13 protein-coding genes and 1 pseudogene are annotated in these 13,268 nt (G+C 52.7%); 3 read left to right on the top strand and 11 right to left on the bottom strand.

Annotated elements, in window-relative coordinates; all coding sequences use genetic code 11:
• Positions 1 to 12: 12 nt before the first annotated feature.
• Positions 13 to 1,320: a dihydrolipoamide acetyltransferase family protein gene (locus CD000_RS16815; protein WP_096226102.1), complete on the bottom strand. Its 1,308-nt coding sequence runs from the start codon at positions 1,318 to 1,320 to the stop codon at positions 13 to 15.
• Between the two features lie 515 nt (positions 1,321 to 1,835).
• On the opposite strand from CD000_RS16815, the gene gloA2 reads away from it, so the two are divergent.
• Both gloA2 and CD000_RS16805 read left to right on the top strand, forming a co-directional pair.
• On the top strand, positions 1,836 to 2,222 hold the full coding sequence (gene gloA2 / locus CD000_RS16810) for an SMU1112c/YaeR family gloxylase I-like metalloprotein (RefSeq protein WP_096226101.1): 387 nt from the start codon (positions 1,836 to 1,838) through the stop codon (positions 2,220 to 2,222).
• A gap of 97 nt (positions 2,223 to 2,319) precedes the next feature.
• Positions 2,320 to 3,306, top strand: coding sequence for a Gfo/Idh/MocA family protein (locus tag CD000_RS16805; protein ID WP_096226100.1), 987 nt, complete (start codon positions 2,320 to 2,322; stop codon positions 3,304 to 3,306).
• Positions 3,307 to 3,401: 95 nt separating this feature from the next.
• On the opposite strand, the gene CD000_RS16800 is transcribed toward CD000_RS16805, so the two are convergent.
• From CD000_RS16800 to CD000_RS16770, 7 genes and pseudogenes are all read right to left on the bottom strand, one after another.
• Positions 3,402 to 3,839 (bottom strand): DUF4275 family protein, encoded by a 438-nt coding sequence (locus CD000_RS16800; RefSeq protein ID WP_053532854.1) that lies wholly within the window; start codon positions 3,837 to 3,839, stop codon positions 3,402 to 3,404.
• Positions 3,840 to 4,054: 215 nt separating this feature from the next.
• On the bottom strand, positions 4,055 to 4,474 hold the full coding sequence (arsC, locus tag CD000_RS16795; protein WP_011232692.1) for an arsenate reductase (thioredoxin): 420 nt from the start codon (positions 4,472 to 4,474) through the stop codon (positions 4,055 to 4,057).
• Between the two features lie 15 nt (positions 4,475 to 4,489).
• A pseudogene (locus CD000_RS16790) lies at positions 4,490 to 4,690 on the bottom strand (arsenic resistance protein); the annotation flags it as partial.
• A 6-nt stretch (positions 4,691 to 4,696) separates the two neighbouring features.
• Entirely contained in the window at positions 4,697 to 5,044 is a 348-nt protein-coding gene (locus CD000_RS16785) for an ArsR/SmtB family transcription factor (RefSeq protein ID WP_096226099.1), read from the bottom strand.
• Between the two features lie 191 nt (positions 5,045 to 5,235).
• The gene (locus CD000_RS16780) at positions 5,236 to 5,619 is read right to left on the bottom strand and encodes a DUF1360 domain-containing protein (RefSeq protein WP_096226098.1); all 384 of its coding nucleotides are present in this window, start codon (positions 5,617 to 5,619) and stop codon (positions 5,236 to 5,238) included.
• A 1,164-nt stretch (positions 5,620 to 6,783) separates the two neighbouring features.
• On the bottom strand, positions 6,784 to 6,900 hold the full coding sequence (locus CD000_RS19700) for a DUF3789 domain-containing protein (RefSeq protein ID WP_483299626.1): 117 nt from the start codon (positions 6,898 to 6,900) through the stop codon (positions 6,784 to 6,786).
• An 87-nt stretch (positions 6,901 to 6,987) separates the two neighbouring features.
• Positions 6,988 to 7,440 carry a VanZ family protein gene (locus tag CD000_RS16770; RefSeq protein WP_096226097.1) on the bottom strand — a complete coding sequence of 151 codons (453 nt, stop codon included), beginning with the start codon at positions 7,438 to 7,440 and terminating at the stop codon, positions 6,988 to 6,990.
• Between the two features lie 952 nt (positions 7,441 to 8,392).
• On the opposite strand from CD000_RS16770, the gene CD000_RS16765 reads away from it, so the two are divergent.
• On the top strand, positions 8,393 to 8,623 hold the full coding sequence (locus CD000_RS16765; RefSeq protein ID WP_015375947.1) for a hypothetical protein: 231 nt from the start codon (positions 8,393 to 8,395) through the stop codon (positions 8,621 to 8,623).
• 342 nt (positions 8,624 to 8,965) lie between these two features.
• Here CD000_RS16765 and CD000_RS16755 read toward each other — a convergent pair whose 3' ends face one another.
• The 3 genes from CD000_RS16755 to CD000_RS16740 form a co-directional block, all read right to left on the bottom strand.
• Entirely contained in the window at positions 8,966 to 10,150 is a 1,185-nt protein-coding gene (locus tag CD000_RS16755; protein WP_081213010.1) for a M20 family metallopeptidase, read from the bottom strand.
• Positions 10,151 to 10,183: 33 nt separating this feature from the next.
• Positions 10,184 to 11,413 carry a Zn-dependent hydrolase gene (locus tag CD000_RS16750; RefSeq protein WP_096226095.1) on the bottom strand — a complete coding sequence of 410 codons (1,230 nt, stop codon included), beginning with the start codon at positions 11,411 to 11,413 and terminating at the stop codon, positions 10,184 to 10,186.
• A gap of 367 nt (positions 11,414 to 11,780) precedes the next feature.
• Positions 11,781 to 13,154: a UDP-glucose dehydrogenase family protein gene (locus CD000_RS16740; protein WP_096226094.1), complete on the bottom strand. Its 1,374-nt coding sequence runs from the start codon at positions 13,152 to 13,154 to the stop codon at positions 11,781 to 11,783.
• Positions 13,155 to 13,268: the final 114 nt, after the last annotated feature.

The raw sequence follows: 13,268 nt of genomic DNA, 5'->3' as shown, positions 1-13,268 counted from the left end.
ACCGAGCGCCGCCTACCGCACGTCCAAGAGCAACACTTCCGGATTTTCCAAATAGTGCGCCACCGTCCGCATAAACCGCCCGGCCGGCTCGCCGTCAATGACGCGGTGGTCAAAGGTGAGCGACATCCCCATCATATCGCGGATGACGATTTCATCGCCGACGACAACCGGGCGCCGTTTGATCGCATGAGCCCCGAAAATCGCCACTTCCGGATAGTTGATGATCGGCGTCGCAAACCAGCCCCCGCCCGCCCCGGTGCTCGTGATCGTAAACGTGCTTCCTTGCAGCTCCTCAAGGCGAAGCGCCTGGCGGTGCGCTTTTTCCGACAGCTCGGCGATCTCAACGGCGAGCTCGCGGATCGATTTTTGATCGGCGTCGCGGATGACAGGGACGACAAGCCCCGCTTTCGTCGCCGTCGCGATGCCGATGTGATACCGTTTCTTCAACACGATTTCGTTCGTTTCCTCATCCAGCACCGCATTAAACATCGGATATTGCTTCAGCGCCCTTGTCACCGCTTTAATAATAAACGGCAAATACGTCAGTTTGATACGTTCTTCCGCCAATTGATTGGCAAGGTGCTTGCGGATTTCCACCAACTTCGTGACGTCCACCTCGTCCATGCCGGTCACATGCGGCGCCGTGTACATCGATTTCACCATTTTTTCGGCGATTTTTTTGCGCAAGCCTCGAAGCGGGATTCGCTCTTCTTCTTCAAACACCGCATCCAAACTCGCGATGGATGTCCATGAGGCTATACTCTCCTGCCGTCCTCCGGCCGCACTCGCGCTGCCGGTCGGCAGAACGCCGGCTTCGTTCGCTTCCCTTCTTGCCGCCTCCGCCACCGAAGCGGCCGCCTCGCGCTCCCTGATATACCGCTCCAAATCGGCGAGCGTCACCCGACCGCCTTCGCCCGTTCCTTCCACTTCATCGATCGGAACACCCATCTCCCGCGCCCGCTTGCGCACAGACGGCGCGGCAATCGCCCGTTTGCGCGCAGGACGAGGCGTTTCTCCATGCAGAACAGTCACGGGCTCCCGAACCGAATCTTCGATGGGCGCGGCTTCCCCCGCCACCGACGCCTCGGTTTCCACGACAATCAACGGCTCTCCAACCTTCACCGTCGCCCCTTCCGGTCCGGCAAGCGCCACCACTTTGCCAGCGACCGGCGTCGTCATTTCGACCATCGCCTTATCGGTTTGAATTTCGGCAATCGGCTGATCCGCCTTGACCACATCCCCTTCCCGGACAAGCCAGCGGATGATTTCCGCTTCATGCAGCCCTTCACCGATGTCGGGCAATTTAAATTCATAGATCATGTGATATCCCCTTCCCCTTGTTCTCATGCTGTGATGGGAAACAAACACAATGGTGCAGCATCGATGGTGCGGCGATCATGAGGAAACATAGAAGTTAAGCGCTTACAAAAAACGTGGTGAACATTCGCTTTTTCTGCCAAAATATCAAATGAATATTTTAAATTTTCCAACCTACAAGATTTATGATAGTCTATAGATTGTCAAACTGTCAATATAAGGAGAGCGGACATTTTTCGCCTGCTTCGACAAGCATCGACAACCCCTTCTATTATCGCAAAATAACAATTCTTGGTTCGATTTGACCGAAACACCGAGAACGGGCTCAACCGCTGCTGATTTCAGTGATGGGTAGGCAGTTTTCCGAAAAACATGGAAGGACGTGAAACATGGCTGTCTCGTACCAATGAGCGGAAATGGTTCAAAAAAAGTTAATTGTACGAGGTTTCTCTAAGAAGAATGAATAAGTTCAACGGTATTTTGCAATACATCACCCGTCTTATATAGGAGGAGTCGACATGCGTCTTGCCACGATTCACCATATCGCTTTGATTTGCTCGGACTATGAGCGGTCAAAACGATTTTATACAGAAATTCTCGGATTTCGCCCCATCCGGGAGCAATACCGCGCCGAGCGCCGTTCGTACAAACTCGATTTAGAAGCGGACGGCGGCATTCAGCTTGAGCTATTTTCCTTTGAAAACCCGCCAAAGCGCCCAAGTTGCCCAGAAGCGTGCGGACTGCGCCATCTTGCTTTGGCGGTGGACAACCTCGATGAAGCCATTGCCTACTTGCGCCAACACGGCATCGATCCCGAACCCGTCCGCGTTGATGAAGCGACCGGAAAACGGTTCACCTTCTTCCAAGACCCGGACGCGCTGCCGATCGAGCTGTATGAAAACTAAAGAGAAAAGCACGCTTGCTCCATGACGATGACAAAACGAAGCCCCTCCGTTAATTTATGGTACAATGAGGGTCGATACGATCAAGGAGGGAAACAATATGGTGCGATTCGCGACAATCGGCACAAACTGGATCACCGAAGCATTTCTTGACGCCGCGCGCCTCGTCGATTCCTTCGAACTCGCCGCCGTCTACTCGCGGACGGAGGAAACAGCGAAGCGTTTTGCCGAGAAAGTCGGAGCGCCGCGGACGTTCACGGACTTGCAAAAGCTGGCCGAAAGCGACGGCATTGATGCCGTCTATATCGCCAGCCCGAACGCACTTCATGCCGAGCAGGCGATTTTGCTCATGAATCACGGCAAGCACGTCTTATGCGAAAAACCGCTCGCCTCCAATGCGAGAGAAGTCAAAGCGATGATCGAAGCGGCGGAGCGAAACGGCGTCGTTTTGATGGAAGCGATGAAAGCGACGCTGCTTCCCACATTCCGGTCCATCCGCGAGCACTTGCCGAAACTCGGCCGCATCCGCCGCTACGTGGCGAACTATTGCCAATACTCATCGCGCTATGACGCCTATAAGCAAGGAACGGTGCTCAACGCCTTCAACCCAGCTTTCTCCAACGGGGCGTTGATGGACCTTGGCGTCTATTGCCTGTACCCGATGGTCGTTTTGTTCGGCCAGCCCCGTGGCGTGAAGGCGCAAAGCGTGAAGCTCGAATCCGGCGTTGATGGCGAGGGTTCGATCGTGCTCGATTACGGCGACATGGACGCGGTCGTCTTTTATTCGAAAATCACGAACTCGCACTTGCCTTCGGAGATTCAAGGGGAAGACGGAAACATGATCATCGACGCCATCCACACACCAACCAAAGCGGAAATCCGCTACCGCGACGGGCGCGTCGAGGACATCACCGTCCCGCAAGACAAACCGCCGATGTATTACGAGGCGGAAGAGTTTATCCGTTTGATCGAAAACGGAGAACGCGAATCGGCCGTCAACTCGCACCGCCATTCGCTTTGGACGATGGAAATCATGGACGAAGCGCGAAAACAAACCGGCATCGTGTTCCCGGCCGACGAGCGATAATAAAAAGGTTCCAACCTAGTCTTCCTGGGGCTCGGTTGGAACTCTTTTTCTTTCTGTCTCATTGGATTTCCTTGGCCGCCGATAAGCCATGGCTGTCACCTTCTGCTAAAATACGGGCCAAGCCATCCGCTTTCATGCGTCATGACAAACGTCCAGTTGAACTCGCTGTCCACCACATATAGATCGATTTTGTCGTTTTCCGTTGCCAGATCGGCGGCTTTCAAGCCGGACGCATCCTCCACGGTGAACGCATCGTCGCCATGTTGAAAGAAAAGATAGCAACACGTTTTCTCTTCTTGATCAAACGCCATTTCCGCTTCTTCTCCTGTGAAACAGCCTCTCATCCCATAGCTGAACACATGCCATAAGTAGCCGTTGACTCCATTCCGATTATGAAGGTGGATGTGTTGTTTTTCTTCCGCAGTCAAATGGCCGGCAAACACCTCTTCCCACTGTTGTCGCCATTGCGCTCCGAAACCGGACTGTTTGCGGATTTTGATGTTTCGGCGAGCTAACTGATGAAATAACTCCATTTCGTTTCTCCCCCAGTGACCTAATGTGGCACCGCCTTCATCGATGTGCTCATTTCGTCTATCAACAAGATGGCTTCTCACCATCTTCGTCACACCGAGCGGTTTTCGTCCGCCCAGCCACTTCCCTGTTTCCGTCCGCACTTCGACGAGCAGTTGCTGCGCACCCTATGCAAGATAGTTTCCCCGCTCTTTGCGCCTGCCTCGCTGCACCGCCCCTATTCCCCCGTCTCGGCAAACCGGCGGATGCGCGCGCCGATTTCATCGCGGACGCGGCGGAACACCGCGAGTTTCTCCTCTTCGGTCCCTTCCGCTTTCGCCGGGTCGTCAAAGCCCCAATGGACGCGCTTCACGTGCGGCGGTGTGACCGGGCAGTGGTCGGCCGCATGGCCGCACAGCGTCACGACCAAATCAGCGCGGTTGAGGAGATCCGGGTCGATGACATCAGACGTTTGGTTCGAAATGTCGATGCCGACTTCCTTCATCACTTTCACCGCATTCGGATTGAGGCCATGCGCTTCAATGCCGGCACTGTGCACTTCCCATTCCTCACCAAGAAGTTGTTTCGCCCAGCCTTCCGCCATTTGACTGCGGCACGAGTTGCCGGTGCATAAAAAGTATATGACTTTTTTCTTCATCGCTGGTTCCCACCTTTACGTTGATGTTGGATTGCCCGAAGAAAAATACTTTCGCTGAAACGCCAATGCTACGTTGACAAGCGCCAGCATCACCGGCACTTCAATGAGCGGACCGATAACTGCCGCAAACGCCGCGCCCGAATGAATGCCAAACACCCCAACGGCGACGGCAATGGCCAGCTCAAAGTTGTTGCTCCCCGCCGTAAACGCCAGCGTTTAAAGTCAGCACCCGCAGCGGGCCGTCGGATTCGCTCTCTCGATTTTGCGAATGTTTTCGCCTTGGTCCGGAACGTACGACAACACCGCTTGCAACAGGGAGTAGTATTCACTTTGCGGCCGGAGCGAATAATACACCCATTGCCCCCTCCGCTCCTCTTGGATCAGCCCGGCATCTTTCAACTTGCGAAGATGCTGGCTGATCGCCGGCTGGCTGGTCGAAAACACCTCAAGCAGCTCGCACACACAGCACTCCCGCTGATTCAAAATCGCCAAAATCGTCAGCCGCGTCGGATCGCCGAGCAGCTTCAACACCCGAGCGGCTGCTCCTATCTCCATTGCGAGTTGCGGCATATAACCTCCTCCATTCATCATCATATCATGATTTGCTTATATAAAAACGAACATCCGTCATGAAACGGCCACGCCGACCAATGAAATGGTTTCCGTCAATCAGTATATAAATGATATAAGTTAACCATGATGTATCGACAAAAGCAAGAAAAGCGAGCGTGCCGCATGTTTCCGCCGTACGCCCGCCAATGTCAGTCCATCCGCTTTTTCGCCGCCGACAGAAGATCGATTGCCTTCGTCCCCACCCCGACGAATGTTTCCAAAATCGCTTGCGCCCCAGCGATCGAAAAAATAAAAATGAACGGCATGGCGATCTTCGGGATGAATAAATACCCAAGCGCGAGAAAAATCGCGCTCCACACCCCCGCGCACCAGTAACAGTTCAACAAATAGCCGAATTTCGATTTCGGCACCTTCTTGATTTCCGTACTCCCGTCTTCGTGTTGGATTTTCTCTTTTTTCATAAACGGATTGCGAATAAATTCCGTGATTTTATCAAAGACGATCAAGTGAGTGAACCGATAGCTGGCCAAAATGATCATGATGTACGTCATCCAGTCGAGTTCGCGAAGCATGGTGGGTTCCTTTCTTTTTCCATCTTTTTCTTTAGTATGAACCAAGATGCGTTTCTTTATGACCTCCGATGGTTAATGGAGCCGGTCGAGGGAAAGAGCGGAAATCACTACTCACATGTCACACCCTAACAAGGTAGAAACAAAGGATTTTTGTAGATTGGTTGGTTTTGTTATCCCCTCTTGTATATGCTATAATAAATGTACATTATAGCCAGCGTATGTCTCGTACATGTTTTTTCAAAACAGGCATATGCTATTGCTGAGGTGGTGATAGCGTATGCGCAGAAAGGAGCATCGCCAGTTGCGAAGATCAGCCATCTCAAGGCGAAAAGATGTGCGAGCACAGTCATTAAGATCGATTTATGCTAAACCTGCTGTGCGAAATCGATACGCAAACATCAATGCGTCTTTAAGTTCAAGCATTTGTTTTGATCGGTTGCCTTCTGCTCCTTTATTGGATGTTAGCCCTGATGGTGTTGTGACTGTGAATCCCAATAATCCTGTGCATCAACGGTGGCTAGATGAAGAATGATGCAGCCGGGTGGTATTTACGATATATATTTTCGTTTTCAGGAAGGGCAGGGCGGTACATATCGTCCTGTTCTTATTTTGGGTTTTAGAGGCAATCGAGCCATTGCTATTGGAGTGAACTACCCACCACCTACGCTTCGCTTAGAGGTGGGGGCTTCAAGCGACTTGTGTGTGTTCGCTGAACGGTAAGCCACACACAAGAACCCTTTACGCTTCCCTTCGTTCCGAAGGTGTCCGTTCTAGCCATATTCTATCATATTCGTTGGCTAACGCCAACCGAAATTCATCTCCCACTTTCACTGGTGCTGGCGCACCTTCACGTTTAGAAGTAGGAGACTTCTTTCGGAGGGAAGTTAAAAGTCACAAGATCAAAACCAACATCTCGATACCCTTATCGAATACCAATTGTTTATTGGAAATATGTTGGATTAAAGGCACAATCATATGTTCAGTATGACTGGTATAACGAAATTCCATCTACCGTTCGGTTTCGGAAATTTTACGGGATTAAGCCCCTTTTTATCAAGGGAGTTGCCGCTGCTCCCGTGCATGAAACCGTGCATCTGTATTAACCAGCATGTCTTAGAACACCTAAGGCGTTCGATCATTGCCTAACGCCCCTCTGCAAGCTTCTCACTTTTCCCTCCACCGTTCGCTCGCTTCATCCGCCCGTTTCGCGGCCACCATCATGCTCATGATGACGAGCATCACAAACGAACCGATAAACATTCCGGCGATAAACGCGACCATGGCCCTCTCTCCCTTCTCTCGCAAACTCGTTATTAGCCATTCTTTCCGTTTGCATTTAGGCCTATACGTTGAGAGAGCTCTGTTCTATTATACGCCGCGTTTGACCGCCCGATGCTTTGTCCTTAACCAATGGCGGCAAACAAAGACGATCAAAAGCGCGAGGAGCGCCCCACATGAATCAATCGCCACATCTTTTGGCGTCGCCGTCCGCCCCGGCTCAAACGACTGGTGCCACTCATCGGTCGCCGCGTAGGCGGTCGCAAACAGCCAGGCGCCCGCATACGCAAACCGTTTTGGCGCAAGCGCCCGCCACACAAGCGCGGCCAAAATGCCAAACTCGGTCAAATGCGCCGCTTTGCGAATCAAAAAATTCAAAAATGGCGGCCCCTCTTCATCCCCGCCGCCAAACGGCAAGTACGATAAAATCTTCTGCAGCACATGCGCCGTATTCGCCCCAGTGAACCAGGAAGACTCGCTGAACGTGTAAATGACGACACACCAGAGAATGACAGGAAGCCAGCGGGAAAGGAAAGCTCTCATCGTTTCACCTGCCAACACCTTTTTACCAACAAAACAAGGTACCTACACAACAAACGAAAGTAGACACCTTGTTCGCTGAACCCTTTATCATCATAACAGGGATGGTGATATTTTTCCATTTTCTTTTTTGAAAGCTGCTTCACCGTTGTTTTAAAATCGTTCGCTCACAGGCTGGAAAGAAGACTTCTTTTCCGTTCCCCTTTTCTTTCACCCATTCCCCTTTTAAGGGAGATTCTCTCCGTGTTTATGTTTTCATCCTATTTCGCGCAGGAGACTCCCACTTCAACGACCAAAGGGAGTAAGTGGGAGAGGAATGCGCGTTCCCCCTTTCTTTTGTGTATGATATAATAAAGGCGTGGAGAAAACCGTTCAATAAAGGCACTCCAATCACGGCTACTCGATGTATGGAGTTGGTTACAGGAAACGTTGTAACCGTAAAACATCGAGCGTAGGTCCGTCTGTTGTGTGTGGAAGCCAAGTACTGCCAACAGACACACCGAGAGAATCGGTAACGATGCAGGCATGACCTGCGTCGTTGGGTAGTCGTCAACCTGCCCCCTGATGCAACCCCAAGTCAAGGAAGGAGGACGAAGTCCGTTTGCACTTCTGGGGAGTTGCAAGCCCCCACTTCAAGCGTTAGCTAAGTGGGGGTAGTTGACGAACAAGGGTATAGTAGTAAAAGAAAAATCTGTACATTTTTTCTGGCCAGCATTATAATTTTTAGAAAGGAGAATCAATGAGGTGATCAATATGCCCTCCGCTTTGGAAACGAAAATGAGGGTGACACTATCTTGCACGGAACAGGCCAACAAACCGAATAAGGATCTTTCATTTGCCGAATTACGAAAAAAAATAGCCAAACCTTCTCCCTTTGGCAAAAAATTAGTGGACATCTACAAACAAGGACGGTAGCCGATTATGTCGTTTGTGATGACATATGAAGATGCCATAGATGAACATTTTGGACAAGCGTCTATATACATCGATGCTTGCCAACATTCAAGATTTAGCCTTGGCTCAAATGCGGCTCCTTCAGCTCGAAGCCTATGATGCCTTGCACTACGCCATTGCAACATATCATCATTATGACTACTTCGCTACGCTTGACGGCGATTTTGTCCACGCTCTTTACAACCAAGACCTCGACCTAGCACCGATCACAAAAATTGTCAAAATCGCCTAGCCTTGTCGTCTTGATCGAATCGAAGTCCAAAACAAACATTAAGGAAGGCAAAGAGTCCCCATGCTCTCTTTATTTCCTTTATCCACTCATGTGAGCTACACCAAGTTCAACCATGTGAATTAGCGACAGAGAAAGAGCATGCAACTCACATTTCGCACCCTGAATAAAAATTCGAAATAAGCCCGATTTGACCGAATAAAAATTAATTATTTTACATTTTTTATAAAAAATTATTTTTATGCGAATATTCTGGTTATTTTTTTGTATATTATGCAAAGGTTGCGAAATATGAGATGCAATATATCGATCCGCCTTTATGATGTACAAAAAAGCGGAAGCATCCTACTCTGCTTCCGCCAACAGTTTCAACGTCGCGGCGACAAACATTTGCACGCCAATCTCAAGCGCGTCTTCGTCGATCGTAAAGCGCGGATGGTGATGCGGGTACACGATCCCCTTTTCTTCGTTTCGGGCGCCGACGTAAAAGAAGCTGCCCGGCGCTTTTTGCAAAAAGGCGGAGAAATCTTCGCCGCCCATGTTCGGTTTCAAGCGGGCGACGGCTTCTTCGCCCAATAGTTCACGCGCTGTTTCCTCAATGACGCGGGTCACTTCATCGTAGTTGATGACCGGGCGGTAGCCGTAGTCAAATTGAAACTCATACGAGGCGCCGTGCGCTTCGGTGATTCCTTTGACAATGCGTTCCATCCATTGCGGCACCGTGCGCCGCAGCGTCTCATCAAACGTGCGCACTGTCCCTTGGATTTCGACCTCCCCAGGCAGGACATTATGCGCCGTACCCGCCACAAATTGCGTCACGGACAGAACAAGCGGCTCGAGCGGGTCGACATAGCGCGAGACGATGTGCTGCAAGTTCGTCACGACTTGCGCTCCGATGGCGATTGCATCGATCGTTTGGTGCGGCATCGCTCCATGGCCGCCTTTGCCGATGATGCGGATGAAAAAGCGGTCGGGTGCGGCCATCATCGGTCCATACACAATGCCGATTTTTCCACGCTCAAGCGGCGACCAAAGGTGAGTGCCGATGACGACGTCCACCCCGTCCATGACGCCAGCTTGCACCATCTCCTCCGCCCCACCCGGGAACAGTTCTTCCGCGTGTTGGAACAAAAAGCGAATCTCGCCATGAATTTGATCGCGAAGCTGGGCGAAAATTTTCGCTGCCCCCAAAAGCATCGCCGTATGGCCGTCATGCCCGCACGCATGCATGACGCCTGGGTTTTTGGAGGCAAATTCAAACGTGTTTTCCTCTTGAATGGGCAGGGCGTCCATATCCGCGCGAATGGCGACGACCCGGCCTGGCTGTTGGCCAATGAGCCGCGCCATGACGCTCGTTTTCGTCGGCCGCGACAACTCAAGATGGCCGAATGATTGCAGCGTCTCGAAAACAAACTGCGCCGTTTTCTCTTCCTGGAACGACAATTCAGGATGGGCATGCAAGTGGCGGCGCCAGGCGATGACGTCCGTTTTCACTTCATCGACGAGCCGTTTGATTTCTTCCTTTGTCATCCATAGTCTCCCCCTGTTCGTTTGTCTTTTTCGTTATTCCCCTTGGGCCAGTTGCCACACCGTATGATAAAGCACCTCTGCTCCAGCGGCGCAGTCTTCTTTAGTACTCCATTCCGCCGGACTATGACTCACCCCGTCTTGGGAGCGGACAAAAATCATCCCGATCGGGCAAAGAGGAGCCAACTGTACGCCGTCATGGGCTGCGCCGCTCGGCAGCCAAAACGGCGGATACCCGAGCTGCTTGCACGCTCTTTCCGCGGCCTGTTTCACCACCTCGGAACATAACACCGGCGCCATTTCTTGCAGTCGCTCGGTCGTGAGGCGAACGTTCCGCTCCTTGGCGATCGTCTCTGCCCGCGAGGCTATGTCATTCCATACTTGATCGCGCACCTCAGCCTTCAAGTCGCGCAAATCGAGCACAAATTCGACCCGTTCCGGAATGACATTAATACCGCCCGGATATACATGCAACTGTCCTACAGTACCGACCGTTGTCCCTGTTCGTCTTGCTTCCTCTTCGATCACTGTGATGATCTGGGCGGCTGCCGCCATCGGGTCGCGCCGCAATGACATCGGCGTCGCTCCGGCATGTTCCGCTTTTCCTTCGATGATAAATTTCACCCAAATCAGACCGGCGATGCCAGTGACGATGCCAACTGGAAGACCAGCTTCCTCCAGCACCCGTCCTTGTTCGATGTGCAGTTCGACATAGGCTTTCACCGTTCCTGGTTTTCGTGCTGCCTGCGGCAAACGGTCCGGGTCAAGCCCCGTCTGTCTCATCGCTTCCGCAATAGAAATTCCGTTCGCGTCGCGGCACTCGAGCGCTTCCGGCAGCAACGTCCCCGCCATCGCCCGGCTTCCGATCATGCCGAAACGAAAGCGCGCTCCTTCTTCGTCCGTAAACGCCACTACTTCAATTGGGTGGTGCGTCACAACCCCGTGCTCGTTCATCGTCTGAACAACTTCCACGCCGGCCAACACCCCGAGCGGTCCATCAAAGCAGCCGCCGTTGTAAACCGAATCGAGATGAGATCCAACAAGGACGATCGGGGCATCCGGATTCGCCCCTTCTTTCCGTCCGATCAAGTTGCCAGCCGTGTCTTCATATACGAAAAGCCCGGCTTCGCGCATGTAGGAAGCGACCAAGTCTTTCGCCCTCCGCTCTTCAGCAGTGAACGAGAGGCGCGTGACGCCGCCGCTTGGTTTCTTGCCGACCTCCCCTAGTTCCATGAGCCGTTGCCAAAGACGTTCCCCTTGAATCAAGCTATTCTCCCCTCACGCCAATTACGGATAATTTATTGACAGCGAATCGTCCGCACCAAACAGACCTAAGCGAATGCGGATGATACATCCCTCCTTTTGCCGCCTGCCCATAGCGGTGGGAAAAGACGGCTTCTTCAGCCGCTCTCTTCCCCGCCTGTCTCCGCTTTCAAAGTGGCGGGCCACGACCCCACGTTTTCCCATAAAACCACTGGAAACATAACCTTCTCTTTCTTTGAAACGGCGATTGATGCCCCGCGCCCGCCGGCATGTCTACTATCCCACTTCCATCGAACGGACAGACCGCCTTATTCCCTTTTTTACAAAAAAGCCGTCGTGGCGATGCGAACGGGACAATTAAGCGGCATCCCTATTCACTTTGTTTGTGGAAAAAGGCAGCTGAGGCGCACTGGAGAACGTCAACAGCCCGATCCACTTTCAGCTGCCTATGCCCCACCGGCCGACCGATCGACTCGTAGATGAGGCCGGCGGCGTCGGCTTGTTTCGGGTCGTAGCAGTTGCGCCCGTCAAGCACAATTGGCCGATTCATCAGCGTCTTGTAACGGTGAAGGTCAAATTGCAGCACAGCCGGCCATTCGGTGAAAATGAAACAAACATCCGCGCCGCGAATGGCTTCCTCCATTGTCTCGCAACAAACAACCGCATCGCCAAAACGGCGCGAGACATGACCGAGGGCGGCCGGGTCCCAGACGCGCACGTCGGCTCCTTCGGCAATGAGCCGTTCGATGTTCGCCAATGCCGGCGATTCGCGCACATCGTCAGTGCCGGGCTTGAATGCGGCGCCAAGCACAGCAACAGTCCGGTTGCGAAAATCTCCGATGTGCGGACGCGCTTTGTCAAGAAGCTTCCATTTTTGTTTCTCATTGACGTCCATCGCCGCCCACACGGTTTTGAGCGAATAGCCATGGGAGGCAGCCAACGCATAAAGCGCCTTTGTATCTTTCGGCAGGCAAGAGCCGCCATAGCCGACGCCGGCGCGCAAAAAGCGGCGGCCAATGCGCGGATCCATGCCGATTCCTTCCGCCACCGCCTGAATGTCGGCCCCTACCAACTCGCATACGTTGGCGATCTCGTTGATGTACGAAATTTTCAGCGCCAAAAACACATTGGCAGCGTACTTGATCATCTCTGCGCTTTTGCGGTCGGTGACAACGTACGGGAGCGCAAACGGGGCGTAGAGGTCCTTCATTATCCGCTCAGCTCTCTCCGATTCGACGCCTAACACAATGCGCGGCGCCTGCAACGTATCGCGCACCGCCGTTCCTTGTGACAAAAACTCCGGATTGGAAACGACATCGATACGCACCCCGCCGCGTCCGTGTTCCGCCAAAAAGCGAGCCGCTTCGTCTCCCGTACCGACTGGCACGGTCGATTTGATGGCCACAAGGCAGTCGCGTTCGGCCGACGCGGCGATGCGGCGCAGCGTTTCCCATACGTCATCGAGCTTGACCGATCCGTCCGGCAGCGGCGGGGTGCCGACCGCGACCATGATCACTTCCGCCCATCGATACGCTTCCGCATCGTCTGTGGTAAAGCGAAGGCGGGCGCTGTTCCGTTGGATGAGCGGTTCGAGCCCCGGTTCATAAATGGGGACGATTCCTTCATTCAACCGCCGAATTTTTTCCTCACTGACATCGACGCATATGACATCATGACCTTTATCAGCCAGGCAGGCGGCGGTCACAAACCCAACATACCCCGCCCCGGCGATCGTGATTTTCATCGTTCCTCACACCTTTTTGATCCATTGCGCTATCGTCGCTTGTTCTCATTATAGCGAATCGCCTGGGGATTTTCATTGTTTTCGCCTAGCCGCTGAGTTCACCGGTTGTGCTCT

Origin of the sequence: Geobacillus sp. FJAT-46040 (assembly GCF_002335725.1) — a bacterium.
Classification (GTDB): domain Bacteria; phylum Bacillota; class Bacilli; order Bacillales; family Anoxybacillaceae; genus Geobacillus; species Geobacillus thermoleovorans.
This window is presented reverse-complemented; position numbering and strand designations above follow the sequence as displayed.